This window comes from Streptomyces sp. NPDC058469, assembly GCF_042721125.1.
GTDB lineage: Bacteria > Actinomycetota > Actinomycetes > Streptomycetales > Streptomycetaceae > Streptomyces.
This window is the reverse complement of record NZ_JBHXME010000025.1, coordinates 35,311-59,931: the sequence shown is the minus strand read 5'-3', so window position 1 is coordinate 59,931 and position 24,621 is coordinate 35,311. Positions and strand designations below refer to the sequence as shown.

The following is a 24,621-nucleotide window of genomic DNA, read 5'->3' as shown; positions in this document are numbered from 1 at the left end:
CAGAGGGGGTGTCAGTCCCCTCTGAGACACTGGGGGTGCCATGAATGAGACAGCGACACAGCCCACCGCACCGTTGCGCGCCCGCGCCGAGATCGATCTGGGCGCCCTGCGGGCCAATGTGCGGGCCCTGCGCGCCCTCGCGCCGGGCGCGGCCCTCATGGCCGTCGTGAAGTCCGACGCGTACGGCCACGGGGCGGTGCCCTGCGCGCGTGCCGCCGTGGAGGCGGGGGCCACCTGGCTCGGCACTGCCACGCCCGAAGAGGCGCTTGACCTGCGGGCCCGTGCCGGGCTGCCCGACGGCGTGCGGATCATGTGCTGGCTGTGGACCCCGGGCGGGCCCTGGCGGGAGGCCATCGAGGCCGATCTCGATGTGTCGGTGAGTGGGATGTGGGCCCTGGAGGAGGTCACCGCGGCCGCTCGTGCCGTCGGGCTTCCCGCGCGCGTGCAGCTCAAGGCCGACACCGGGCTCGGGCGTAATGGGTGTCAGCCCGGGGACGACTGGGCCGAGCTCGTCGGGGCCGCCCTGCGCGCGGAGACCGAAGGGCTTCTCCGTATTACCGGGCTCTGGTCTCATTTCGCCTGCGCCGACGAACCCGGGCATCCCTCCATCGACGCTCAACTCGCCCTCTTCCGCGAGATGGTGTCGTACGCGGAGGGGAGGGGCGTGCGGGCTGAGGTGCGGCATATCGCCAACTCGCCTGCCACGCTCACCCGTTCCGACGCGCACTTTGACCTTGTCCGTACCGGCATCGCCGTCTACGGCATCTCGCCCAGTCCTGAGGTGGGGTCCCCGGACGATTTCGGGTTGCGGCCCGTGATGTCGCTGAAGGCGTCCGTCGCGCTCGTGAAGCAGGTGCCCGGCGGGCACGGGGTCAGTTACGGGCATCACTACGTCACCCCGGGCGTGACCACCCTCGGCCTCATCCCCGTCGGTTACGCGGACGGTATTCCGCGGCACGCCTCCGGTACCGGGCCGGTGCTCGTCGGCGGGAAGTGGCGGACGGTCGCGGGGCGGGTCGCCATGGACCAGTTCGTCGTAGACCTGGGTGGGGACGAGCCGGAGGCCGGGGCGGAGGCGATTCTCTTCGGGGCCGGTGACCATGGCGAGCCCACCGCCGAGGACTGGGCGCAGGCCGCCGGCACCATCGCCTACGAGATCGTGACCCGCATCGGAACGCGCGTTCCCCGCGTCTACGTCAATGAGGTCGTCGGTGAGGGCATTGACGAGGTCGGTCCCGAGGACGGCACCAAGGTCGTTCCCGAGGTCATCCCCGGGTATGAGGGAGACGACGTAGCGCAGGGTCTTGACGTGAAGAGGAGCGGCACGTGAGCGAGAGCAGTGCGGAGGCGGTCGCCGCGGTCGCCTCCGCCGCCACGGGGGCGGCCGGGAACTGGCGCAAGGTCACCGGTATCGCCGGTGCCGCGATAGGTGTGATCGCCGCCGGTGCCGCGGCCGGTGTCGCCATAGAGCGGATGACCGTCGGGCGCGGCATGCGGGAGCGGGCCCGGCTCGCGCTCGACTCGACGGGACCGTACGGCTCGCTGCGCGGCACCCCCGGTACGGCACAGGCCGACGACGGCACCGAGCTGTACTACGAGGTCGACGACATCGAGCCGGATGTCGTCGTCACGCCGAAGCGGCGGCGGCTCTTCGGGCGGAAGGCGCCGGCCCCCGTCACCGTCGTCTTCAGTCACGGGTACTGCCTCAACCAGGACTCCTGGCACTTCCAGCGGGCCGCCCTGCGCGGGGTCGTGCGGACCGTGCACTGGGACCAGCGGAGTCATGGGCGTTCCGCGCGCGGAGTCGCGCAGCTGGAAGACGACATGCCGCTCACCATCGACCAGTTGGGGCGCGACCTGAAGGCCGTGATCGACGCGGCCGTGCCCGAGGGGCTCATCGTGCTCGTCGGGCACTCCATGGGCGGCATGACGATGATGGCCCTCGCCGACCAGTACCCCGACCTGATCCGCGACCGGGTCGTCGCCACCGCCTTCGTCGGTACGTCCTCCGGGCGGCTCGGCGAGGTCAACTTCGGGCTGCCCGTCGCCGGGGTCAACGCCGTGCGGCGGGTGCTGCCCGGCGTACTGAAGGCGCTCGGGCAGCAGGCCGCGCTGGTGGAGCGGGGGCGGCGGGCCACCGCCGATCTGTTCGCCGGGATCATCAAGCGGTACTCGTTCGCCTCGCGGGACGTCGATCCGGCGGTCGCGCGGTTCGCCGAGCGGATGATCGAGGGCACGCCGATCGATGTCGTCGCCGAGTTCTACCCGGCGTTCACCGACCACGACAAGACCTCCGCCCTCACCCACTTCAAGGACATGCCGGTGCTCGTGCTCGCCGGGATCGGCGATCTCGTCACGCCCAGCGAGCACAGCGAGGCCATCGCCGACCTGCTGCCGGACGCCGAGCTGGTGCTCGTGCCGGACGCCGGGCACCTGGTCATGCTGGAACACCCGGAAGTGGTAACGGACCGCCTCGCCGACCTGCTCACCCGCGCGGGTGCCGTGCCCGCAGGGGCTACCGTAAGTGGCTATGGAAGCACCAGCAGCACCGCACAACGCGGCTGAGCCCCTCTCCGTAGCGATCACCGTCAACTCCCCCGAGCAGATGCGGGAGTTGGGACGCCGCCTCGCCAAGCTGCTGCGCGCGGGCGACCTCGTGATGCTCACGGGTGAGCTGGGCGCCGGCAAGACGACACTGACCCGGGGACTGGGTGAGGGGCTCGGGGTCCGCGGGGCGGTCACCTCGCCGACCTTCGTGATCGCCCGGGTGCATCCGTCGCTGGGGGGCGGGCCGCCGCTCGTGCACGTCGACGCGTATCGCCTGGGCGGCGGGCTCGACGACATGGAGGATCTCGACCTCGACGTCTCGCTGCCCGAGTCCGTGATCGTCGTGGAGTGGGGCGAGGGCAAGGTCGAGGAGCTGACGGATGACCGGTTGGCGGTTGTGATCCACCGGGCCGTCGGAGACACCACGGATGAAGTACGGCACGTCACCGTCACCGGGCTCGGTGCGCGGTGGGCCGCCGTCGAACTGGGTGTGCTCGGGGCCTGACCGGGCGGTGCGGGTCGTGCGAGTGGTGTGGGTTCCGACAAGGTGTCGGCAAGATGTTGCGTTCGGGGACTCGCGCGTGGTCACATGGTATCCAGTTCGTAGTTAGGTCTACCTAACTACGTCTGCCCCCGGCTCCCAGGAGGCGTCCATGTCGGCTTCAGAGAACCAGCGCGAGCAGGCGCGGCCGTATGCCTTTGCCGGGGTGTCCATGCGGGAGTTGCTGGCGGCGGGGGTTGCGGCGAGGGCTGTTTCTACGCCCCCTCCGGCGCCGGAGGCTCCGCCGGTTGAGTCGCGTAAAGCTGCGTAGTCGTTCGGCTGCGGGTCGGTGGGGGCTGGGCGCGCAGTTCCCCGCGCCCCTTTGGGGGCGCGCTGCCCTACCCCAGTTGACTGCTCAGCGGATCACCACGATCGACTGGCCGATCGTCGCGAACTCCCACATTGCCGCGCCGTCCTCGATCGACTCGCGGATGCCGCCCGACTTCGTCGTGGGGTCGGGTTTGTTCGTCGCCCCGCTGACCGCCGCGCTGAAGCCGATGGCGACTCCGTTCGCGTTGGTGAAGCGGACGACGTGCTGGATGGGGGTGCCGTCGGTGCCGGTGATCGCGTTCGAGCGGGAGGTGACCGGAAAGGTGCCCGTGGGCGGGTCCACCGTGCCGGGGGTGACCTTGAACGTGCGGTTGACCTTGTTGTTCTCGGCGACCAGCCACACCCGGTCGTCGTCCACCGAGTACACGACCCGCTCACCCCTGCCGGACCCGGCGGGCAGCGCGGCGGGGTTCTTCTTGTCGCGCGGTGCCTTCGAGGCGGCGACCGCCGCGGGTGAGGCGCTCGCGCGGGCCGTGTTCCCCAGCCCGGCCGGGACGCTCGCCGACGCCTGATAGGCGAGGAAACCGACCGTGGCGACGGCCGCCACGGTGAGCCCGGCCACGATTCCCGAGCTGCTGCCGGCCATCAGCGCCCACCTCCGCGTCTCATACGTCTACGTCCTGTGACGGTGCCCCGTACGGTCCCGTACGTCCGGTAAGTCCGGTGACCCTAGGTGACCGTAGCAGCCGGGACCGGGCCGACCGGGGCGGCCGTGCTCGCGGCGCCGGAGCCGTAGGCTGTTTGCGTGCTCTTGCTCGCTCTGGATACCGCCACCCCCGCTGTCACCGTCGCCCTGCACGACGGCGAGGCCGTCATCGCCTCGTCGAGTCAGGTGGACGCGCGACGCCACGGTGAGCTGCTGCTCCCGGCCGTCGACCATGTGCTCGCCGACGCGGGGCTCACGCTCGACGCCGTCACGGGAATCGTCGTGGGCATCGGCCCCGGCCCCTACACCGGGCTGCGCGTCGGGCTGATGACCGCCGACACCTTCGGGCTCGCGCTCGGCGTGCCCGTGCACGGTGTGTGCACCCTGGACGGCCTCGCCTACACCGCCGACCTCGACGGCCCCTTCGTCGTGGCCACCGACGCGCGGCGCAAGGAGGTCTACTGGGCGCGCTACGCCGACTCCCGTACGAGGGTGACCGACCCGGCGGTCGACCGGCCCGCCGACATCGCCGACCAGGTGGCCGGGCTGCCCGCCGTCGGCGCGGGCGCGCTGCTCTACCCCGACACCTTCCCCAGCGCGCACGAGCCGGAGCACGTGTCCGCCGCCGCGCTCGCCTCGCTGGCCGCGGAGAGACTCGCGGCGGGCGTCGAACTCCCCGCGCCCCGGCCGCTGTACCTGCGCCGCCCCGACGCCCAGGTGCCCAAGAACTACAAGGTGGTCACCCCCAAGTGACCGAATCCCTGAGCCCTCGGCTGCGCGAGATGCGCTGGTGGGACATCGATCCCGTGCTGGAACTGGAGAAGGACCTCTTCCCCGAGGACGCCTGGTCCCGGGGCATGTTCTGGTCCGAACTGGCGCATGCGCGGGGGGCGGAGGCGACCCGGCGGTACCTCGTGGCCGAGGTGGACGGTGAGGAGACCGACAGCGGCGTCCGGGTCATCGGCTACGCGGGCCTCGCCACCACCGGCGACCAAGCCGACATCCAGACCATCGCCGTCGCCCGCGACCACTGGGGCACCGGACTCGGCTCCACCCTGCTGACCGAACTCCTCACCGCGGCAAGCGAGTTCGAGTGCGCCGAGGTCATGCTCGAATGCCGCGTCGACAACGTTCGCGCGCAGAAGCTGTACGAGCGCTTCGGCTTCGCCCCGATCGGTTTCCGGCGCGGTTACTACCAGCCGGGCAACGTCGACGCCCTGGTGATGCGCCTGACCGACCCGTCAACTTCCGTACAAGGAACCGAGATCAATGGCTGACTCACGCGACGAGCCTCTCGTCCTGGGCATCGAGACCTCCTGCGACGAGACCGGCGTCGGCATCGTCCGCGGCACCACCCTCCTGGCGGACGCGGTCGCGTCCAGCGTCGACGAGCACGCCCGCTTCGGCGGGGTCGTACCGGAAGTGGCGTCCCGCGCCCACCTGGAGGCGATGGTCCCGACGATCCAGCGCGCGCTGAAGGACGCGGGGGTGAGCGCGCGGGACCTCGACGGCATCGCGGTCACGGCCGGGCCCGGCCTCGCCGGCGCGCTGTTGGTCGGTGTCTCGGCGGCGAAGGCGTACGCCTACGCGCTCGGCAAGCCGCTCTACGGCGTGAACCACCTCGCCTCCCACATCTGTGTGGACCAGCTGGAACACGGCCCGCTGCCGGAACCGACGATGGCGCTGCTCGTGTCCGGCGGTCACTCCTCCCTCCTCCTCTCCTCGGACATCACCTCGGACGTACGGCCGCTGGGCGCGACGATCGACGACGCGGCGGGCGAGGCCTTCGACAAGATCGCCCGCGTCCTGAACCTCGGCTTCCCGGGCGGGCCGGTCATCGACCGGTACGCGAAGGAGGGCGACCCCACCGCGATCACCTTCCCGCGCGGACTGACCGGGCCGCGCGACCCGGCGTACGACTTCTCCTTCTCCGGGCTGAAGACGTCCGTGGCCCGCTGGATCGAGGCGAAGCGGGCGGCGGGGGAGGACGTGCCGGTGCGCGATGTGTCGGCGTCCTTCCAGGAGGCCGTCGTCGACGTCCTGACCCGCAAGGCCGTGCGGGCCTGCAAGGACGAGGGCGTCGACCATCTGATGATCGGCGGCGGTGTCGCCGCGAACTCCCGCCTGCGGGCCCTGGCGGCGGAGCGTTGCGAGGCGGCCGGTATCCGCCTCCGCGTCCCGCGCCCGAAGCTGTGCACGGACAACGGCGCGATGGTCGCCGCCCTGGGCGCGGAGATGGTGGCGCGGAACCGGGTCCCCTCGGACTGGGATCTCTCGGCGGACTCGTCCCTGCCGGTGACGGACCCGCATGTGCCAGGTCACTCCCACGATCACGTGCACGAGGTCAGCAAGGAGAACCTGTACTCGTGACGACGGTCGTGTTGATGTGGGAGGCGCGGGCGGTCCCGGGGCGGGGGGCCGAACTCCTCGCCTGGGCGCGGGCCCAGACCCTCCCGGCCGAGCCGTTGCGCCGGGAGTTCCTGCGCGCGCCTCAGGACCGGGTTCTCGTCATCACGTGGTGGGACGCGGAGTACGATGCCGAACTGCCTGAACTTCCTGAGCCTGGTGGGGAGTTGGTGGCTCGGGCGGTGCATCGGTGGCGGTTCGAGTCGGTGGACGAGTAGCAGCGGCTCTGCTGAAGTAGGGTCACGGCCACAGACCCTCGGGAGGCTCTTCTTGAAGCGTGTGGTCCTGTCCTTCGGTCTCATGGCCGTGGCCATGACGATCACGTCCCTCCTCACCGATCACGCGTTGCCGCCGCTGCTGGAGGTCGTGACGTTCCTGGTCATGGCGTTCGCGCTGCTCGGCGTGGGGACACTGATACAGGCGAGTCGGCGTAAGGCCAGGAGGTAGCGCCTGAGGACGGCTGGGGGCGTCACTCACCGAGGCCGACCTCGCACCGCAACCGCCGCTCCGCCCCCACCGCCCGCACGGGACCCGTCAGCGTCAGCCGCGTCGTGTGCCGCACGTCCGCGCTCGAAGCCCCCAACCTCAGTTCCAGTACGCCCGGTTCGACCACCCGGCGTCCCGAGCGGTTCGTGAACGCCGACAGGTCCGCGTGGAAGTGGAAGGTCACGCGGGACGCCTCGCCGGGGGTCAACTCCAGTCGCTGGTAAGCGATCAGGCGGACGTCCGGGCGGGTCACCGAGGCCACCGGGTCGTGCAGGTACAGCTGGACGACCTCCGTGCCGGTGCGGTCGCCGGTGTTGCGGACGGTGAGGGTCAGGTCGTAGGAGCCGTCCGTGGTGATCTCCGGGTCCGGCCGCGACTCCGCCGCCTCCCACGCGAAGCTCGTGTACGAGCGGCCGTGGCCGAAGGGGTACAGCGGGGTCGGGTCCAGGCTGCTGACCTCGTCGGCCAGGCCCAGCGGGGGTTGGAGGTAGGTCCACGGTTGGCCGCCGGGGGCGTGCGGGACGCTCACCGGGAGGCGGCCGGACGGGTTCACTCGGCCGGAGAGGACTCCCGTCACCGCCGGGCCGCCCTCCTCGCCCGGGAAGAACGCCTGGACCACCGCGCCCAGTCGGCCGTGCCAACGGCCCAGCGCGTAAGGGCGGCCGGTCAGCAGGACCAGGACCACCGGGACGCCCGTCGAGACCAGTGCGTCCAGCAAGTCGGCTTGTACGCCGGGCAGTTGGAGGTCAGCCACATCGCAGCCCTCGCCCGACGTGCCGCGTCCGAACAGGCCCGCCCGGTCACCGAGTACCGCCACGCACACGTCCGCCTCCGCCGCCCGCGCCACCGCCTCCTCGAAACCGGAGGTGTCCGGGTCCGAGACGTCGCACCCCTCCGCGAACGTCACCTTGGCGTCCGGGAGTTCGGCCCGCAGGGACTCCAACAGCGTGGGGATCTCGATGCCCATCGGCACCTCGGGGTGGTGCGTGCCCACGTGGGACGGGAAGGAGTAGCAGCCGAGCATCGCCAGCGCGTCCGCCGCCCTCGGGCCCACCACCGCGATCCGCGCGTCCGGCGTCAGCGGCAGCAGTCCGTCCGGGTTGTCCAGCAACACCACTGATTTCTCGGCCAGTTGGCGGGCCAGGGCTCGGTTCGCCGTCGAGTCCAGGTCGATCCGCCCGGTCGGCTCCGGAGACCAGTCCTCGTCCAGGAGTCCCAACTCGGCCTTCTGCAACAGCACTCGACGCGCCGCCCGGTCGACCAGCGACTCCGGGATCTCACCCGCCCGCACCGCCTCCACCAGCGGTTTGCCGTAGCACTTCAGCGTCGGAAGCTCTACGTCGATGCCCGCCTCCAGCGCCGCCTGCGCAGCCTGTGCCGGGCTGCCCGCCACCCGGTGGAGCGTCTCCAGGAAGCCGATGCCGAAGTAGTCGGCGACGACTGTTCCCGTGAACCCCCAGTCCTCGCGCAGGAGTTGGGTCAGCAGCGCGGGGTCCGCCGACGCCGGGACGCCGTCCGTCTCGTTGTACGCCGCCATCACCGAGCGTGCGCCGCCCTCCCGCAGCGCCATCTCGAACGGCGGCAGGGTCACGTCCGCGAACTCCCGTACCCCGGCCCGCACCGGGGCCAGGTTCCGCGCGCCCACCGAGGACGCGTACCCGGCGAAGTGCTTCAGCGTCGCGATGATCCCGGCCGACTCCAGGCCCCGGACATAGGCCGTACCGATCGTGCCGACCAGGTACGGGTCCTCGCCGATCGTCTCCTCCACCCGGCCCCAGCGCGGATCACGTACGACGTCCAGGACCGGGGCGAGGCCCTGGTGGACGCCGGCCGCGCGCAGGTCGGCGCCGATGTGCCGGGCCATCTCCTCGACCAGCTCCGGGTCGAAGCTGGCGCCCCAGGCCAGCGGCACCGGGTACGCCGTCGCACCCCACGCCGTGAAGCCCGCCAGGCACTCCTCGTGGGCGACCGCCGGGATGCCGAAGCGGCCCGCCGCCGCGATCCTGCGCTGCGCGCGGGACAGCGCCTGCGCGCCCAACTCCGGGTCCACCGGCGCCGTACCGAAGGAACGGGTGAGCTGGCCCAGCCCCCGGGTGATCAGCTCGTCCCAGTCGTAGTCGGAGGTCATCTCGCGCTGGAGCGGGGCGACTCCGTCGCCGTCCGTCGCGGCGCCCACCCAGACGCCGTAGAGCTGGGCGGTCTTCTCCTCCAGGGTCATCCGGGCGAGCAGGTCGTCGACGCGGGCGGCGGCGGGCAGGGCGGGGTCGCGCCAGGGGGCGGTGGTCATGAAACTCCTGTCGGAAAAGGTGAGTTGACGGAGCAGCTCACTTGCCGCCCACGCCCATCAGGCCGCCGACCAGGGCGCGCCGGGCCACCAGGTAGACGGCGAAGATCGGGATGCCGGAGAGGACGACCGAGGCGAGCAGGGCCGGGATGTTCACGCCGAACTGGCTGACGTAGTTGAAGAGTCCGAGGGTGAGGACCCTCGGTCCGTCGGACTGGGTGAAGATCAGCGGGAAGAGGAAGCCGTTCCAGGCCTGGAGCGCCGCGTAGACCACGACCGTGCTGATACCGCCCTTGGTCATCGGGATGACCAGCTGGAACAGCATCCGTGTCGCCGACGCGCCGTCGAGCGCCATCGCCTCGTACAGGTCCTCCGAGATGTCCCGCAGCGTGCCGGTCAGGATCAGCACGGAGACCGGCATCGCGAACGCCGCCGTCGGGAGGATGACCGCCAACAGGCTGTCGTACAGGTCGAGTTTGGCGATCATCAGGTAGAGGGGGACCACTACCGCTTGCGCCGGGATCGCCACCCCGAGCAGGAACAGGCGGAAGGCCGCGCTCGACCAGACCGTGCGGGTGCGTACGGCCACGTAGGCCAGTGGGACGCACAGGACCAGGACGATTCCTACGACCGCCGCCGCCACCAGTGCCGTGTTGGCGAGGAAGTGGCCGAAGCCGTTGTGCAGGACGGTGTTGTAGTTGGCGAAGGTCGGATCGGTGGGCGGCTTCAGGGCGTTGTTGCCCAGGGCCTTGTCCTGGCGGGTGAGTGAGGCCGAGATCATCGCGTAGATCGGGACGATGACGACCGCGAGCCAGAGGAGGGAGCCGAGGCCTGCTACGGGGTTGGGGCGCCTGCTCCAGTGGCGGCGCCTGCGGATGCGCGGGGGTTCCACCGGCTCCTCCGCCGCCTGCGCCGGACGCGGCAACGTGTCGTGTGACACTCCGTCACATCCCTTCGCGGGTACTGCGCATGGCGCCGAAACCGGTGAGCCTGACGAGAACGAGGGAGAGCGCGGTGGCGATGACGACCAGGAAGGTCGCTATCGCGCTCGCGTAGCCGAAGTCGTAGCTCTTGAAGCCGGCTTCGTACATCAGGTACGGCAGGATCGCCGTGTCCGTGCCGGGGCCGCCCTGGGTGAGGATCAGGACGGTCTCGAAGTAGGTGAGCGAGCCGACGATCATCAGCACGCTGGAGGTCGTCGCCGTGTTGCGGAGTTGAGGCAACGTGATCGAGAAGAACTGCCGGTAGCGGCCGGCGCCGTCAATTGCCGCCGCCTGGTAGAGCACTTCGGGGATCTGACGTGCCCCGCCCTGGTAGATCAGCGTGTGGAAGGGGATGAACTGCCAGCCCCCGACGAACACGATCGCGAGGAACGCCCCGCTCGTCGAGCCCAGCGTGTCCTGGTGGATGACGCCGAAGTTCGGGTCGAGGAGTGCGTAGAAGAGCAATGCGATGGCGGTCGAGGAGAGCAGGAACGGCACGAAGAAGATCGCGGAGAGGACGGCCCGGTTGCGCTGGCGCCCGGCCGCCCAAACGCCGAGCAGGAGAGACACGACCGTCTGGAACGCCCAGCTGGTCACTGTCAACAGGACGGTGACGGTGAGGGATTGGGTGAGTCGATCGTCGTGCAGCAACTTCTGCCAGTTGGCGAGGCCGACCGGTTTCGGATCACCGAGCCCGTTCCACTTGGTGAAGGAGAGGTACACGGCCAGCACCATGGGGGCGACGGCGAAGAAGACGAAGAAGAGAACCCCGGGCACAGCCCACACGACGTGAGGCGAATTCCGGTTCACTGATGACTTCCGCTGAACTGGAGCGCCCCGAAAGGGGCGCGGGGAACTGCGCGACCAGCCACTACGAACCGGCACCCGACGAACCACCCCACCCGCGGAGCGCTCGCTCACTTCAACCCCTTGAGCGCCGACACGAACTGCGCCGGCGAACTCTTCCCCACGAACAGCTTGTTGATCTCGGTCAGCATCGGCGTAGACACATCCGGGTCCACCGCCTGATCCCAGCTCAACGTGAACGCGGGTGCCTGCTGCACGAGTTGGTACTGGAATTTGGCGAACTCCGGGTTGGGCGAGGAGTTCAGCAACTTCTCCGCGTTCGACGTAGTCGGAATGTCCCCGTTGGCCACCAGATCCTTCGCGTACGCCTCCGACGCACAGTCCCGGAGGAACGCGATCGCCGCGTCCTTGTTACCCGTACGGGCGTTCACGGACCAGTAGTTGGTGGGGTTCCCGACCACGTTACGGATATCGCCGGCGCCACCTTCGTACTTCGGAAACGCGAACCACCCGAGGTTCTTCTTGGCGAAGTCGGGAAACTTCCCGAGCTGCGTCGAGTACTCCCACGAGCCCATCAGATGCATCGCCGCCTTGCCCTTGGCGAAGACCGCGGGCGCCCCACCGTTGACGTACGACACAGAGCTGAACCCCTTGCCGAACGCGCCGTCGTCGATGAGCTGCTTGACCGTCTCGGCGGCCTTGAGGACGGCCGGGTCGCCCCAGCCGGACGCGTCGCCGTTCTTGATCTTGTCGAAGACCCCGGGACCGCCGATGCGGTCGACCAGGTACTCCAGCCACATCAGCTCGGGCCAGATGTCGGCGCCGCCGAGCGCGAACGGGGTGATGTTCGCGGCCTTCAGCTTCTTGTTGAGGTCGAGCAACCCGGCCCAGGTGGTGGGCGGTTGGAGCTTGTGCGCGGCGAAGACCGACTTGTTGTAGAAGAGGATCACCGGCTGCATGCCGCGCATCGGTATGCCGTAGTTCTTGCCCTTGAGCGCGCCCGCCGCGAGCACCGAGGGCAGGAAGCCGTCCTTGAGGACCGGGTCGCTCTTGATGGTGTCGGTGAGGTCGACCAGTTGGTCCGCCTCCTGGTACGCCTTGATCGAGCCGCCGCCCCAGTTGAAGAAGACGTCCGGCGCGTTCGGGGAGCCCATCGCCGTGCGCAGCTTGGCCGGGTAGTCCGTGCCGGGCACCTTCTCCAGCTTGATCTTGCCCTTGGCCTTCTTGGCCGCCGCCGACGCGTTGAACCGGGTGACGGCCTTGACCTGCACCTTCGTCGCGTCGTCGCCGTAGACGAAGGCGGTGACCGTGCTGCTGCCGCCGGTGTTGTCACTGGAGCCGCAGGCCGTGAGCCCGGTGGTGAGCAGGGTGGTGGCACCGGCGCCGAGCACCCAGCGCCTGCTGAACGTACGCCCGCCGTTGGACGTGTTGGGCTCCATGGACAGCACCTCTCGTGCGAATGTTTCGAGCCGTTCTACGAATGTTCCGGGAACCTAAGACGCGCGAGGGGGTTCGTCAAGAGGTCGCGCAGGGATACGATCGCCGCCATGACAGCCCCGGATTCCGCCGAAACCCAGACAGCGGGTCGGCCGACCCAGACCGCCACGCTCGCCGAGATCGCCCGCGAGGCCGGAGTGTCGGCTCCGACTGTTTCGAAGGTCCTCAACGGCCGCGCCGACGTCGCCCCCGCGACCCGCACCCGCGTCGAGGACCTGCTGCGCGTCTACGGCTACCGGCGCCGCCGCGCCGAGGCGACCCGCTCCCCGCTGATCGACCTGGTCTTCCACGAGCTGGAGAGCGCCTGGGCGATGGAGGTCATCCGGGGCGTGGAGAACGTGGCGCGCGACTCCGGGCTGAGCGTGGTGCTCAGCGAGAGCGCGGGGCGGCTGACACCGGGCCGGACCTGGGCCGACCAGGTCGCCGCCCGCCGCCCGCACGGCGTGATCCTCGTCCTCTCCGGGCTCGACGAGTCCCAGCGGGCGCTGCTCACCAGCCGTTCCATCCCGTTCGTGGTGATGGACCCGGCCGGCGACCCGGGCGCCGACGTGCCCTCCATCGGCGCCACCAACTGGCAGGGCGGGCTCGCCGCCACCCGGCACCTGGTCGAGCTGGGCCACACCCGGATCGGCGCCATCAGCGGACCGTCCCGAATGATGTGCAGCCGCGCCCGCGTCGACGGATACCGGGCCGCGCTGGAGACGGCCGGGGTACCGGTCGACCCCTCGCTGATCACCACCGGCGACTTCCACCACGAGGCCGGTTACCGGCTCGGGCTCGAACTGCTGCGCCGCCCGGACCGGCCCACCGCCGTCTTCGCCGGCAACGACCTCCAGGCACTCGGTCTGTACGAGGCCGCGCGTGAACTCGGGCTGCGCATCCCGGAGGACCTGAGCGTGGTCGGCTTCGACGATCTGCCGGTGGCGCGCTGGGTGGGCCCGCCGCTGACGACCGTACGACAGCCCCTGACCGAGATGGCCGAGGCGGCGGCGAAGCTGGTGCTCGACCTCGGGCGCGAGCAGGAGTCCTCGGCGGCACGGCGGGTGGAGCTGGCGACGAGCCTCGTGGTGCGGAGCAGTACGGCACCGCCGGCTTCGGGGAAGTGACGTGCGCGGTACGGCGGCGCCGACATCCCTGGTTCCGTGATGTGCGCGGCCGGAAGGCGACGCGGCGGTGACGTGCGTGGCCGGAAGATGACGTATTGACGAGTGGGGTGAGTCGCCCCACACTCCTCCGAAGCCAATCGGTTGCACAACCGAAACTTTCGGAGGCACCCGCATGAGATCTCTGAGAACCGGCTTGTCCCTGGCGGCTCTGTTCACCGGCGCCGTCATGCTCTTCGCGGCACCCGCCGCGCACGCCGCCGACACCCCGCTGCGCGACCTCGCCGCCGCGAAGGGCAAAGTCATCGGCACCGCGGTCACCGGCTCCAAACTCACCGGCACGTACGGCGACATCGCCGGCGCCCAGTTCAGCTCGCTCACCCCCGGCAACGCCATGAAGTGGGGGACCGTCGAGCCGACCCAGGGCAGCTTCAACTGGTCGGAGGCGGACCAGATCGTCGCCTTCGCGCAGGCCCACAACCAGCAGGTGCGCGGCCACACCCTGGTCTGGCACAGCCAGAACCCGAGCTGGCTGACGAACGGCACGTGGACGTCGGCCCAGCTGAGCAGCCTGCTGCAGAACCACATCAGTACCGAAGTCGGCCGCTACAAGGGCGAGATCACCGCCTGGGACGTGGTGAACGAGCCCTTCAACGAGGACGGCACCTACCGCTCGACGCTCTGGTACAACGGCCTCGGCGCCAACTACATGGCGCAGGCGCTGACTTGGGCGCACGCGGCCGACCCGGCCGCCAAGCTGTACATCAACGACTACAACGTCGAGGGTGTCAACGCGAAGTCCACCGCCCTCTACAACCTGGTCAAGTCCCTGAAGGCGGCGGGCGTCCCGATCGACGGGGTCGGCCTCCAGGCCCACCTCATCCTCGGCCAGGTCCCGGCCACCCTCCAGCAGAACATCCAGCGCTTCGCCGACCTGGGCGTGGACGTGGCGATCACCGAACTCGACGTACGGATGGCACTCCCGGCGGACAGCACGAAACTCGCCCAGCAGAAGGCCGACTTCAAGAGCGTCATGGCCGCCTGCGTAGCGGTGACACGCTGCGTGAACGTCACCGTCTGGGGCTTCACCGACTCCGACTCGTGGGTGCCGAGCACCTTCCCGGGCTACGGGGTGGCGACGCCGTACGACGAGAACTACGCGCCGAAACCGGCGTACTACGGCATCTCGGAGGCGCTCGGCGGCACGACCACGACCCCGCCGCCGACGAACGGGGCGTGCTCGGCGGCGTACGGCGTGACGAGCCAGTGGAACGCCGGGTTCACGGGGCAGGTGACGATCGCCTGTTCCGGGGCCTCGCTGTCGTCCTGGAAGGCGAGTTGGACGTACGGCGCCGGCCAGCAGCTCACCCAGGCCTGGAACGCGACCTGCACCCAGTCGGGCACGGCCGTGAGTTGTGCGAACGCGACCTACAACGGGACTGTCCCGGACGGGGGTTCGGTGACGTTCGGGTTCAACGCGTCCTGGAGCGGAAGCAACCCCGTGCCGGTGGTGACTCTGGGATGAGGGAGGCGCTGGGAGGGGCGAGGGGAGCGCGGGGGAGTGAAGCGGGGCTGAGAAGCGTGAAATTTTCCATAGAAAACCGTCTCAGGACGCCTCCCCTAACTTTCTCCTAATAATTCGGACTTACGTTCCTCCCCGTGACGGACAAAGAGAACGTTGACGAGGACAGACGCGTGGGCCGGCGATCACGAGTGCTGAAGATCGCCGGCCTCACTCTGGCCGGCGCCCTCGTCCTGGGCGTCGCCACGGCCGGCTGGGCCTACTGGCACCTCAACAGCAACATCAAGAGCGTCGACATCGACAGCGCGCTCGGCGCCAACCGCCCCGCGAAGGCGGTGACCACACCGTCCGCCGCCGCGTCCGCGTCCGCCGCCCCCGTGCCGACCGGCTCCCTGAACATCCTGGTCCTCGGCTCGGACTCGCGCAGCGGCAAGGAGAACCAGGCACTCGGCGGCGGCAGCAGCTCCGGCGCCCGCTCCGACACGGCGATGGTCGTCCACCTCGACGCGGGCCGTACGAAGGCCACGATCGTCAGCATCCCGCGCGACACCCTCGTCACGCGCCCGTCCTGCCCGCTGTCGTCGGGGGGTTCGACGTCGGTGGCGTACAGCGCGATGTTCAACACCGCGTACTCGGTGGGCGGGCCGGTCTGCGCGGTCAAGACGGTCGAGTCGATCACGGACGTCCGCATGGACCACTACATAGAGATCGACTTCGCGGGCTTCGCGAAGCTGGTCAACGCGCTCGGCGGCGTCACGGTCACCACGACCCAGGACATCAACGACGACGACAGCCACCTGCACCTCAAGAAGGGCACCCACCACCTCAACGGCACGCAGGCCCTGGCCCTCGCCCGCACCCGCCACGGCATAGGCGACGGCAGCGACCTCGGCCGAATAGGCCTCCAACAGATGCTGGTGAAGGCCCTGTTGACCCAGATCGCCTCCCACGACCTCCTCACCGACCCCACCAAGCTCTACGAGGTCACCGACGCGGTCACCGACAGCCTCACCACCGACACCGGCCTCGACTCCCTGAGCGAACTCATCAGCCTCGGCCAGAGCCTGAAGGGCCTGTCGGCGGACGCGGTGACGACGGTGACGATGCCGAACGTCACGGCACCGTCCGATCCGAACCGGGTGGTGGCGAAGGAGCCGGCGGCGAGTGATCTGTGGGAGTCGCTGCGCTGACCTACGGGATCGCTGCGCTGACCTGCGGAAACAGGCGGGCAAAAGAATCTTCGGGGAATTCCGGCGAGTGTGTCGATCCGGGCGCCCGTCGTTCGACGCATGGTTGAAAGGCCGGGAAGGACCCGGCCCGAGTCCCACCCGAGGAGTCACCATGCCCCGCTACCTCTCCCTCGTACAGATCGACGAGAAGACCGCCCCCTCCGAGGGCCCCAGCCCCGAGCTGATGCAGCGCATGGGCGAGCTGATCGAGGAGATCACCAAGGCCGGCGTGATGCTCGACACCGCGGGCCTCACCCCGACCGCGCAGGGCGCCCGCGTGCACTGGGAGGGCGGCAAGATCTCCGTGACCGACGGCCCCTTCACCGAGTCCAAGGAGGTCGTCGGCGGCTACGCGCTCATGCAGTGCAAGGACATGGCCGAGGCGATCGAGTGGACGAAGCGGTTCCTGAAGGTGCACGAGGAGTTCTGGACCGTGACGTGCGAGGTGCGGGAGATCGCGGAGGGCTGAGGGTTCCCCGGCCTGCCGACCTTCCTTGGCCTCCCGGCCTTCCTTGGTCTGAGGCCGTCAGGGGTGTTGCATGGTGGGCTGTGACCTCGGAATCGCAGCCCACCCCCGACCCGCACGGCAGCGCCACGGACCCGCGCGGCACCATCGAGACCGTCTTCCGCATCGAGTCCCCCCGCATCATCGCCGCCGTGGCACGCACAGTCCGCGACGTCGGTATCGCCGAGGAACTCGCGCAGGACGCGCTGGTCGCCGCGTTGGAGCAGTGGCCGAGGGACGGTGTGCCCGACAACCCGGGCGCCTGGCTCATGGCCACCGCCAGGCACCGCGCCGTCGACCTGATCCGGCGCCGGGAGAACTACGCCCGCAAGCTCCAGGAGATCGGCCGCACCCTGGAGACGACGGCCCCGCCCGAGGAACCCTCCGCCCCCGACGACATCGACGACGACCTCCTGCGCCTGGTCTTCACCACCTGCCACCCGGTCCTCTCCGCCGAGGCCCGCACCGCCCTCACCCTGCGCCTCCTCGGTGGCCTGACCACCCCCGAGATCGCCCGCGCCTTCCTCGCCCCCGAGCCGACGATCGCCCAGCGCATCGTCCGCGCCAAACGCACCCTGGCCACCAAGAACGTCGCCTTCGAGGTCCCCTACGGCCCCGACCGCGAGGCCCGCCTCGGCTCCGTCCTGGACGTCATCTACCTCATCTTCAACGAGGGTTACGCGGCGACGGCGGGCGACGACTGGCTCCGCCCGAGCCTCTGCGAGGACGCGCTCCGCCTGGCCCGTCTCCTGGCCGGCCTGATGCCGAAGGAACCCGAAGTGCACGCCCTGGCCTCCCTGTTGGAGTTCCAGGCCTCGCGCTCGGCCGCCCGCACCGCCCCGAACGGCGACCCCGTCCTCCTCAAGGACCAGAACCGCCGCCGCTGGAACCGCCTGCTCATCGCCCGCGGCATCACCGCCCTGGGCCGCGCGGACACCACGTCCACCGGCGCCCCCGGCCCCTACGCCCTCCAGGCCGCCATCGCCGCCTGCCACGCCCACGCGTACACCTACGACGAGACCGACTGGCGGACGATCGCGACCCTGTACGGCCTCCTCGCCGTCCGATCCCCTTCTCCAGTGGTCGAGTTGAACCGCGCGGTGGCCGTCTCGATGGCGGAGGGCCCGGCCCCGGCACTGGCCATCGTCGACACCCTCGCCACCGAACCCGCCCTGCGCGACTACCACTTGCTCCCGAGTGTCCGCGGCGACCTGCTCCTCCGCCTGGGCCGTACGACGGAGGCGAAGGCTGAGTTCGTACGAGCGGCTTCGCTGGCCCGCAACGAACGCGAACGCCAACTCCTGCTGCACCGGGCGGCGGAGGCGTCGTAGCCCGGTCATGGCGCGGTCGTAGCGCAAAGGGGGTCCATGGACAGGTGCCTGGTGCCGGAATTCGACGGGGCGTCACATGGCCGGGGAACTCGGGGGAGAAGATCCGGCTCCAGTTCGACGCGGACCTGCGGTTGAGGGAGCAGGAGTGGACGGATGATCTCCTACGCCTACGGCCTCGCCTATGCGGCAAGCCTTCGCGCCCGAGTCCATGTCCTCCCCGACCACACCATCGAGCCCCTCCCCTGGCGGAGAGTTCAGACAGGCCGCCCGATCAACATAGTTGGCGCCCCCGCCACCCGAGTGAGGAACACCGTCGCCGAGTTGGGCCCCTGAGGCTTCACCTTCCGCCGCAGCTCCTCCGGTTCGACGGCCGACCCCCGTTTCTTCACGGTGAGTACGCCCACCTCCCGCTCCCGCAACAGCGCCTTCAACTTCTTGACGCCGAAGGGGAGTTGATCAGTGATCTCATAGGCGGAGGCGTACGGAGTCGGCCGTAGCTCGTCCGCTGTCACATAGGCGATGGTCTCGTCGACGAGTCCGCCCCCGACCTCCTCCGCCACCTCGGCGACGAGATGGGCGCGGATGACGGCGCCGTCGGGTTCGTACAAGTACCGCCCCACGGGACGGACTTCAGGGTCCGGCAGCCCGCGCCCGTGCAGAACTCGCGGACCCGGCAGGAGAGTTGCCCGCACCGCCCCCGGCCGCACTCCTGTCCCGAACCACAGCACAGCCTCCTTCACGTCACCCCCGTCCGAGATCCACTCCGCCTCGGCCGCCGCCGGGATCGCCTCGTGCGGTACCCCGGGTGCGATCTTCAGCGCGGCGAGCGGGGCCGTCGTAGCGGCGCCGACGGCCCAGGACAACGGCGGCGAGTACGCCTCGGGATCGAAGATGCGCCCCCGCCCGCCCCGCCGCGCGGGATCGACGAACACGGCGTCGTACGCGGACGTGTCCACCTCCGTCACATCCGCTTCCCGTACCTCGATCAGGTCGGTCAGTCCCAGCGCCTCCGCGTTGGCCCGTGCGACAGCGACCGTCAGCGGATCGCGGTCCACGGCCAGTACCCGCACCCCCGCCCGCGCCAGCGCGATCGCGTCGCCGCCGATTCCGCAGCAGAGGTCGGCGACGGAGGTCACGCCCAGGTCCAGCAGCCGGCCGGCGCGGTACGTGGCGACGCTCGCCCGGGTCGACTGTTCGAAGCCGTTCGGGGTGAAGAACATCCGGTCGGCGTCCTCGGGCGTGAATTTCGCCGCCGCCGCACGTTGCCGCAGCCGGGTCTGGCCGAGGGCCGCCGAGACGAGGTCGGCGGGGTGTTCGCGGCGCAGGCGGGTGGCGACGGCGAGTTCCTTGGCCGGGTCGGTGCCGCGGACCTCGTCGAGGAGGGCGCGGCCCTCGGGGGTGAGCAGGGCGGCGAAGGCGAGTACGGGGTCGTTCACCGGGTCATTGTGGGCCAGTCGGTGGACGGTGTGCCTCCGGTGGCGGTGTCTTGGAGGTGTCGGCACGGGATCGTGGCCGGGGCCTGAAAGGATCCGACCCCATGCGAGTAGTCGTACAAAATGACATCAATCGGGCGTACGGGAATCGGGGGATCCGGGGTCGGAGGACGGGCGCCCGTGGCGCGCTCGCCGCCCTGGCCCTCGCCGCCCTCGTCTCCGGCTGCACCCAGCCCGGCTCGGGCGCGGCCGTCCACCCGGCGCAGGGCGCGCAGCCGCTGCACGCGCCCCCGGCCCGCGCGCTGGACTCCTACGCGACCAAGTTGCGCGCCGCGTACGCCGCCCGGGTCGCCGCCGCGAAGCGCTGGGGGCTGGCGAAGGTGCCGCTCACGGCGCCGCCGGCCCCGGCGCCCAAGCCGGAGATCACCGCGCGCAAGGGCTTCGAGGTGGACGACCAGGAGGAGCTGAACCTCCCGCCGGTCTTCACGACGATCCCCACGAAACAGAAGATCGTCTTCCTCACCATCGACGACGGCGAGAACAAGGACCCTGCGTTCCTGCGGATGATGAGCGACCTGAAGCTCCCGTACACGGCCTTCCTCAGCAACTACCTGGTGAAGGACGACTACGGCTACTTCCGGAAGATGCAGGCCCAGGGGCACACGGTCAACAACCACACCCTCACGCACCCGTACCTGCCGGGGCTGTCCTACGCCGAGCAGAAGCGCGAGATCTGCGGCATGCAGGACATCATGAAGAAGCAGTTCGGCAAGGCCCCGACGGTCTTCCGGCCGCCGTACGGGAACTACAACCACGACACCCTCGTCGCCGCGAAGTCCTGTGGCATCAAGTACGCCCCGATCTGGGACGAGGAGGTGTACGTCGACCACTGGGAGTACCGCGAGGACGACCGGTCCCTGCACCCCGGCGACATCGTCCTGACGCACTTCCGGGGCCGTGCGGACTGGAAGGGCACGATGGTCGACGACATGCGCCGCTTCCTGGGCAAGGTCACGGCCGAGGGCTATGCGGTGGCCCGCCTGGAGGACTACCTGTGAGGCGGGCGGGCCGTCTGCGGGTACCGGTGGCCGTCGCCCTGGCGGCCGCCCTCCTCACCGGTTGCGCCCAGTCCGTCGACCCCATCGAACGGCTCGGCAAGAAGGCCGCCCAACGCGTCCACTCGCACGGCCCGTCCCACGAACAGCCGTACCGCCACTGGGGTTTGACGGCCCCGCTGGCCCCCGCCCCGAAACCGGCCCCCCGTCCCGCCGCCCGCTCGGCGGGTCCGGGCCTCCCACCCGTCGTGGACCACGTCCGCACCCGCGACAAGGTCGTCTTCCTGACCTACGACGACGCGGGTGCGCGCCGCGACCCCAGGTTCGCCGACATGGTCCGCGAACTACGGCTCCCGGTCACCATGTTCCGAACGGCACCGGAGCACGGCCACTTCACCGGCCTGCCCTACGCCGCCCAGCGCACCGAGATCTGCGGCCACCGGCCCCGCCCCAGGTCCCGTCTGCTCCGGCCCCCCTACGGCACGTACGACACGACGACCCTCCGGGCCGCCGCCGACTGCGGAGTCTCCGCCCTGGTCCTGTGGCGAGCCTCCACGACGACCGGCCCGCTGACCTATGCCCACGGCGACCACCACCTCGCCCCGGGCGACATCGTCCGCGTCGGTCCGACCCCGGCCGACAGCACGGCACGGCTGCTGCGCGGCATCCAGGGGCGGGGCCTGACGGTGGGCCGCTTGGAGGACTACCTCTAGCCCAACGCCTTCGGGGTGACTTCAAAATTCTGGTTCAGCGCCGCGGGCATTGGCACTCCGCTTGACCGAGTGCTAATCGCAGTCATAGTCTCAGACCTGGCACTCCCCCCTGGAGAGTGCCAATAGCGACGGGCAGGTCCGGCACCCGCGACGACGGATCGACCTGGTCGCCACCTCAGACAGTTAACCCCGTGAGATCTCCGAAGGGGGAGGTCGGATCGTGACGACCACCAGCTCCAAGGTTGCCATCAAGCCGCTTGAGGACCGCATTGTGGTCCAGCCGCTCGACGCCGAGCAGACCACGGCCTCTGGCCTGGTCATCCCGGACACGGCCAAGGAGAAGCCCCAGGAGGGCGTCGTCCTGGCCGTGGGCCCGGGTCGCTTCGAGAACGGCGAGCGCCTGCCGCTCGACGTCAAGACCGGCGACATCGTGCTGTACAGCAAGTACGGCGGCACCGAAGTGAAGTACAGCGGCGAGGAATACCTCGTCCTCTCGGCCCGCGACGTGCTCGCGATCATCGAGAAGTAATTCGCTTCAAGCACCATCTGAAGCACATTCTGTTTTGAGCTGCGCCCCTGGCCCCCGCGACCTTATGAAGCCGGGCGTCAGGGGCGTAGTTCGTTTCACCCACGTTTTCCGAGAGGGCTGAACCGCTCCCATGGCGAAGATCCTGAAGTTCGACGAGGACGCCCGTCGCGCCCTCGAGCGCGGCGTCAACAAGCTTGCCGACACGGTCAAGGTGACGATCGGCCCCAAGGGCCGCAACGTCGTCATCGACAAGAAGTTCGGCGCCCCCACCATCACCAACGACGGCGTCACCATCGCCCGCGAGGTCGAGCTCGACGACCCGTACGAGAACCTCGGTGCCCAGCTGGTGAAGGAGGTGGCGACCAAGACCAACGACATCGCGGGTGACGGCACCACCACCGCCACCGTGCTCGCCCAGGCGCTCGTACGCGAGGGCCTGCGCAACGTTGCCGCGGGTGCCTCCCCGGCCGCCCTGAAGAAGGGCATCGACGCCGCCGTCAAGGCCATCTCCGACGAGCTGCTCGCCACCGCGCGGCCGATCGACGACAAGGCCGACATCGCCGCCGTGGCCGGTCTGTCCGCGCAGGACAGCCAGGTCGGCGAGCTCATCGCCGAGGCGATGGACAAGGTCGGCAAGGACGGTGTCATCACCGTCGAGGAGTCCAACACCTTCGGTCTGGAGCTGGACTTCACCGAGGGCATGGCCTTCGACAAGGGCTACCTGTCGCCGTACTTCGTGACGGACCAGGAGCGGATGGAAGCGGTCCTCGAGGACCCGTACATCCTCATCCACCAGGGCAAGATCAGCTCCATCCAGGACATGCTGCCGCTGCTGGAGAAGGTCATCCAGGCCAACGCCTCCAAGCCGCTGCTGATCATCGCCGAGGACGTCGAGGGCGAGGCCCTGTCGACCCTGGTCGTGAACAAGATCCGCGGCACGTTCAACGCGGTCGCGGTCAAGGCCCCCGGCTTCGGCGACCGCCGCAAGGCGATGCTCGGCGACCTCGCCACCCTCACCGGTGCTCAGGTCATCGCCGAGGAGGTCGGCCTCAAGCTCGACCAGGTCGGCCTGGACGTGCTCGGCTCCGCCCGCCGCGTGACGGTCACCAAGGACGACACGACCGTCGTCGACGGTGCCGGCGACTCCTCCGAGGTCGCGGGCCGCGTCAACCAGATCAAGGCCGAGATCGAGAACACCGACTCCGACTGGGACCGCGAGAAGCTCCAGGAGCGCCTCGCGAAGCTGGCCGGCGGCGTGTGCGTGATCAAGGTCGGCGCCGCCACCGAGGTGGAGCTGAAGGAGAAGAAGCACCGTCTGGAGGACGCCATCTCCGCGACCCGCGCCGCGGTCGAGGAGGGCATCGTCTCCGGTGGTGGCTCCGCTCTGGTGCACGCCGCCAAGGTCCTTGAGGGCAACCTCGACAAGACCGGCGACGAGGCCACCGGTGTCGCGGTCGTGCGCCGCGCGGTCGTCGAGCCGCTGCGCTGGATCGCGGAGAACGCCGGCCTGGAGGGCTACGTCATCACCGCCAAGGTCGCCGAGCTCGAGCAGGGCCAGGGCTTCAACGCCGCGACCGGCGAGTACGGCGACCTGGTCAAGGCCGGCGTCATCGACCCGGTCAAGGTCACCCGCTCCGCCCTGGAGAACGCCGCCTCCATCGCCTCCCTGCTCCTCACGACCGAGACCCTGGTCGTCGAGAAGAAGGAAGAGGAGGAGCCGGCCGCCGGTGGTCACGGCCACGGGCACTCCCACTGACGCAGGTCGGTGAACCACCCGTAGTACACCGAAGGCCCGGCATCCCTCAGGGGGCGCCGGGCCTTCGCGTCGCCGTCTCTTCCGTCACCGAGGCGGCTGCCGTCACCTTCGTCACCGGGGCCGCCGTCATCGAGGCGGCTGCCGTCACTGCGGCCCGTACTTCCGCCCGGTCTTCGAGGTGACCCCGCCCAGCACCGCCTGCGGAGTGATCTTCACCAGACCCATCAGCGCCTTGTAGCGCGGGTCCGGGATCGACAGCGTCTTGCCGCGCGCCAGATCCGCGAGCGCCGCCGCGACCAGCTTGTCCGCGTCGAGCCACATCCAGTTCGGGATGTTGTCCGTGCCCATCCCGGCCCGCTCGTGGAACTCGGTCCGCACGAACCCGGGCGCCAGCGCCATCAGCCGTACGCCACTGCCGGCCAGGTCCTTGGCCGCGCCCTGCGTGAACTGCACCACCCACGCCTTCGACGCGCCGTACGTCCCGCGCGGCACGAAGGCCGCCACCGACGCCACGTTGACCACACCGCCGCGCCCGCGCTCCCGCATCGCCTCGGCCGCCGCGCTGGTCAGCCGCAGCACCGCCTCGCAGTGCACCTTGAGCATCTTCAGCTCGTCGGCCATCGACACGTCGAGGTAGCGGCCCTTGTTGCCGAAGCCCGCGTTGTTGACCAGCAGGTCGACGGGGTTCTTGCGGTCGGCGACGCGGGCGGCCACCGCCTCGATGCCCTCGTCCGTGGCCAGGTCGGCGGTCAGCACCTCCGCCTCGATACCGTGCCGGTCGTGCAGTTCGGTCGCCTGCTCCCCGAGCCGCTCGGTGTTCCGCGCCACCAGCACGAGGTTGTGTCCGTCCGCCGCGAGCCGCCGCGCGAACGCGGCACCGATCCCCGCGGTCGATCCCGTAATCAATGCCGTTGTCAT

General features: G+C 70.0%; 24 protein-coding genes. 17 read left to right on the top strand and 7 right to left on the bottom strand.

The window, feature by feature from the left end:
• Positions 1–40: 40 nt before the first annotated feature.
• Genes alr through tsaE form a run of 3 tightly spaced genes read left to right on the top strand, consistent with a single transcriptional unit; the run spans position 41 to position 3,052 of the window.
• The gene (alr, locus tag ACFWP5_RS14760; RefSeq protein WP_384155097.1) at positions 41–1,330 is read left to right on the top strand and encodes an alanine racemase; all 1,290 of its coding nucleotides are present in this window, start codon (positions 41–43) and stop codon (positions 1,328–1,330) included.
• Entirely contained in the window at positions 1,327–2,565 is a 1,239-nt protein-coding gene (locus ACFWP5_RS14755; RefSeq protein ID WP_384155095.1) for an alpha/beta fold hydrolase, read from the top strand. The genes alr and ACFWP5_RS14755 overlap by 4 nt, the downstream gene beginning before the upstream one ends.
• A complete protein-coding gene (tsaE, locus tag ACFWP5_RS14750; RefSeq protein ID WP_384155093.1) occupies positions 2,531–3,052 on the top strand; it encodes a tRNA (adenosine(37)-N6)-threonylcarbamoyltransferase complex ATPase subunit type 1 TsaE in 522 nt (173 codons plus the stop codon). Before ACFWP5_RS14755 ends, tsaE begins: the two co-directional genes overlap by 35 nt.
• 391 nt (positions 3,053–3,443) lie before the next feature.
• On the opposite strand, the gene ACFWP5_RS14745 is transcribed toward tsaE, so the two are convergent.
• Complete coding sequence (locus tag ACFWP5_RS14745; protein ID WP_384155091.1) at positions 3,444–4,004, bottom strand: hypothetical protein; 561 nt, start codon at positions 4,002–4,004, stop codon at positions 3,444–3,446.
• Between the two features lie 159 nt (positions 4,005–4,163).
• Here ACFWP5_RS14745 and tsaB point away from each other — a divergent pair, with 159 nt between their 5' ends.
• Genes tsaB through ACFWP5_RS14720 form a run of 5 tightly spaced genes read left to right on the top strand, consistent with a single transcriptional unit; the run spans position 4,164 to position 6,917 of the window.
• Positions 4,164–4,817: a tRNA (adenosine(37)-N6)-threonylcarbamoyltransferase complex dimerization subunit type 1 TsaB gene (tsaB, locus tag ACFWP5_RS14740; RefSeq protein WP_384155089.1), complete on the top strand. Its 654-nt coding sequence runs from the start codon at positions 4,164–4,166 to the stop codon at positions 4,815–4,817.
• A gap of 29 nt (positions 4,818–4,846) precedes the next feature.
• Positions 4,847–5,341 carry a ribosomal protein S18-alanine N-acetyltransferase gene (gene rimI / locus ACFWP5_RS14735; RefSeq protein ID WP_384155135.1) on the top strand — a complete coding sequence of 165 codons (495 nt, stop codon included), beginning with the start codon at positions 4,847–4,849 and terminating at the stop codon, positions 5,339–5,341.
• Entirely contained in the window at positions 5,334–6,434 is a 1,101-nt protein-coding gene (tsaD, locus tag ACFWP5_RS14730) for a tRNA (adenosine(37)-N6)-threonylcarbamoyltransferase complex transferase subunit TsaD (protein WP_384155087.1), read from the top strand. The genes rimI and tsaD overlap by 8 nt, the downstream gene beginning before the upstream one ends.
• Before the next feature lie 14 nt (positions 6,435–6,448).
• Positions 6,449–6,688: a hypothetical protein gene (locus ACFWP5_RS14725; RefSeq protein ID WP_384155133.1), complete on the top strand. Its 240-nt coding sequence runs from the start codon at positions 6,449–6,451 to the stop codon at positions 6,686–6,688.
• Between the two features lie 52 nt (positions 6,689–6,740).
• Positions 6,741–6,917 carry a hypothetical protein gene (locus ACFWP5_RS14720; RefSeq protein WP_384155085.1) on the top strand — a complete coding sequence of 59 codons (177 nt, stop codon included), beginning with the start codon at positions 6,741–6,743 and terminating at the stop codon, positions 6,915–6,917.
• Between the two features lie 22 nt (positions 6,918–6,939).
• On the opposite strand, the gene ACFWP5_RS14715 is transcribed toward ACFWP5_RS14720, so the two are convergent.
• The 4 genes from ACFWP5_RS14715 to ACFWP5_RS14700 form a co-directional block, all read right to left on the bottom strand.
• On the bottom strand, positions 6,940–9,243 hold the full coding sequence (locus tag ACFWP5_RS14715; RefSeq protein WP_384155083.1) for a glycoside hydrolase family 3 N-terminal domain-containing protein: 2,304 nt from the start codon (positions 9,241–9,243) through the stop codon (positions 6,940–6,942).
• Positions 9,244–9,280: 37 nt separating this feature from the next.
• Entirely contained in the window at positions 9,281–10,180 is a 900-nt protein-coding gene (locus ACFWP5_RS14710) for a carbohydrate ABC transporter permease (RefSeq protein ID WP_384155081.1), read from the bottom strand.
• A gap of 4 nt (positions 10,181–10,184) precedes the next feature.
• Positions 10,185–11,033, bottom strand: a complete 849-nt coding sequence (locus ACFWP5_RS14705; RefSeq protein WP_384155079.1) for a carbohydrate ABC transporter permease — start codon at positions 11,031–11,033, stop codon at positions 10,185–10,187.
• Positions 11,034–11,140: 107 nt separating this feature from the next.
• Entirely contained in the window at positions 11,141–12,469 is a 1,329-nt protein-coding gene (locus ACFWP5_RS14700) for an ABC transporter substrate-binding protein (protein WP_384155077.1), read from the bottom strand.
• Positions 12,470–12,577: 108 nt separating this feature from the next.
• On the opposite strand from ACFWP5_RS14700, the gene ACFWP5_RS14695 reads away from it, so the two are divergent.
• The 5 genes from ACFWP5_RS14695 (at position 12,578) to ACFWP5_RS14675 (ending at position 18,217) form a co-directional block, all read left to right on the top strand.
• Entirely contained in the window at positions 12,578–13,633 is a 1,056-nt protein-coding gene (locus ACFWP5_RS14695; RefSeq protein WP_384155075.1) for a LacI family DNA-binding transcriptional regulator, read from the top strand.
• A 172-nt stretch (positions 13,634–13,805) separates the two neighbouring features.
• Positions 13,806–15,155 carry an endo-1,4-beta-xylanase gene (locus ACFWP5_RS14690; RefSeq protein ID WP_384155073.1) on the top strand — a complete coding sequence of 450 codons (1,350 nt, stop codon included), beginning with the start codon at positions 13,806–13,808 and terminating at the stop codon, positions 15,153–15,155.
• 134 nt (positions 15,156–15,289) lie between these two features.
• Positions 15,290–16,342: an LCP family protein gene (locus tag ACFWP5_RS14685; protein ID WP_384155071.1), complete on the top strand. Its 1,053-nt coding sequence runs from the start codon at positions 15,290–15,292 to the stop codon at positions 16,340–16,342.
• A 151-nt stretch (positions 16,343–16,493) separates the two neighbouring features.
• Entirely contained in the window at positions 16,494–16,850 is a 357-nt protein-coding gene (locus ACFWP5_RS14680) for a YciI family protein (protein ID WP_384155069.1), read from the top strand.
• An 80-nt stretch (positions 16,851–16,930) separates the two neighbouring features.
• Positions 16,931–18,217: an RNA polymerase sigma factor gene (locus ACFWP5_RS14675; protein WP_384155067.1), complete on the top strand. Its 1,287-nt coding sequence runs from the start codon at positions 16,931–16,933 to the stop codon at positions 18,215–18,217.
• A gap of 254 nt (positions 18,218–18,471) precedes the next feature.
• Here ACFWP5_RS14675 and ACFWP5_RS14670 read toward each other — a convergent pair whose 3' ends face one another.
• The gene (locus ACFWP5_RS14670) at positions 18,472–19,653 is read right to left on the bottom strand and encodes a methyltransferase domain-containing protein (protein WP_384155065.1); all 1,182 of its coding nucleotides are present in this window, start codon (positions 19,651–19,653) and stop codon (positions 18,472–18,474) included.
• Positions 19,654–19,754: 101 nt separating this feature from the next.
• On the opposite strand from ACFWP5_RS14670, the gene ACFWP5_RS14665 reads away from it, so the two are divergent.
• The 4 genes from ACFWP5_RS14665 to groL all read left to right on the top strand — a co-directional run bounded on the left by ACFWP5_RS14665 (position 19,755) and on the right by groL (position 23,703).
• On the top strand, positions 19,755–20,708 hold the full coding sequence (locus ACFWP5_RS14665) for a polysaccharide deacetylase family protein (RefSeq protein WP_384155063.1): 954 nt from the start codon (positions 19,755–19,757) through the stop codon (positions 20,706–20,708).
• Complete coding sequence (locus ACFWP5_RS14660; RefSeq protein ID WP_384155061.1) at positions 20,705–21,418, top strand: hypothetical protein; 714 nt, start codon at positions 20,705–20,707, stop codon at positions 21,416–21,418. Before ACFWP5_RS14665 ends, ACFWP5_RS14660 begins: the two co-directional genes overlap by 4 nt.
• Before the next feature lie 220 nt (positions 21,419–21,638).
• Positions 21,639–21,947 carry a co-chaperone GroES gene (groES, locus tag ACFWP5_RS14655; RefSeq protein WP_019066754.1) on the top strand — a complete coding sequence of 103 codons (309 nt, stop codon included), beginning with the start codon at positions 21,639–21,641 and terminating at the stop codon, positions 21,945–21,947.
• A 130-nt stretch (positions 21,948–22,077) separates the two neighbouring features.
• A complete protein-coding gene (groL, locus tag ACFWP5_RS14650; protein ID WP_384155059.1) occupies positions 22,078–23,703 on the top strand; it encodes a chaperonin GroEL in 1,626 nt (541 codons plus the stop codon).
• A 144-nt stretch (positions 23,704–23,847) separates the two neighbouring features.
• Here groL and ACFWP5_RS14645 read toward each other — a convergent pair whose 3' ends face one another.
• Entirely contained in the window at positions 23,848–24,621 is a 774-nt protein-coding gene (locus ACFWP5_RS14645) for an SDR family NAD(P)-dependent oxidoreductase (protein ID WP_384155057.1), read from the bottom strand.

Bases quoted from the DNA above. Each gene is read 5' to 3' on its own strand.
- alr (WP_384155097.1), top strand. From the start codon at position 41: ATGAATGAGACAGCGACACAGCCCACCGCACCGTTGCGCGCCCGCGCC.
- tsaE (WP_384155093.1), top strand. From the start codon at position 2,531: ATGGAAGCACCAGCAGCACCGCACAACGCGGCTGAGCCCCTCTCCGTA.
- ACFWP5_RS14745 (WP_384155091.1), bottom strand. From the start codon at position 4,004: ATGGCCGGCAGCAGCTCGGGAATCGTGGCCGGGCTCACCGTGGCGGCC.
- rimI (WP_384155135.1), top strand. From the start codon at position 4,847: ATGCGCTGGTGGGACATCGATCCCGTGCTGGAACTGGAGAAGGACCTC.
- tsaD (WP_384155087.1), top strand. From the start codon at position 5,334: ATGGCTGACTCACGCGACGAGCCTCTCGTCCTGGGCATCGAGACCTCC.
- ACFWP5_RS14725 (WP_384155133.1), top strand. From the start codon at position 6,449: ATGTGGGAGGCGCGGGCGGTCCCGGGGCGGGGGGCCGAACTCCTCGCC.
- ACFWP5_RS14715 (WP_384155083.1), bottom strand. From the start codon at position 9,243: ATGACCACCGCCCCCTGGCGCGACCCCGCCCTGCCCGCCGCCGCCCGC.
- ACFWP5_RS14700 (WP_384155077.1), bottom strand. From the start codon at position 12,469: ATGGAGCCCAACACGTCCAACGGCGGGCGTACGTTCAGCAGGCGCTGG.
- ACFWP5_RS14695 (WP_384155075.1), top strand. From the start codon at position 12,578: ATGACAGCCCCGGATTCCGCCGAAACCCAGACAGCGGGTCGGCCGACC.
- ACFWP5_RS14690 (WP_384155073.1), top strand. From the start codon at position 13,806: ATGAGATCTCTGAGAACCGGCTTGTCCCTGGCGGCTCTGTTCACCGGC.
- ACFWP5_RS14680 (WP_384155069.1), top strand. From the start codon at position 16,494: ATGCCCCGCTACCTCTCCCTCGTACAGATCGACGAGAAGACCGCCCCC.
- ACFWP5_RS14665 (WP_384155063.1), top strand. From the start codon at position 19,755: ATGCGAGTAGTCGTACAAAATGACATCAATCGGGCGTACGGGAATCGG.
- groL (WP_384155059.1), top strand. From the start codon at position 22,078: ATGGCGAAGATCCTGAAGTTCGACGAGGACGCCCGTCGCGCCCTCGAG.
- ACFWP5_RS14645 (WP_384155057.1), bottom strand. From the start codon at position 24,621: ATGACAACGGCATTGATTACGGGATCGACCGCGGGGATCGGTGCCGCG.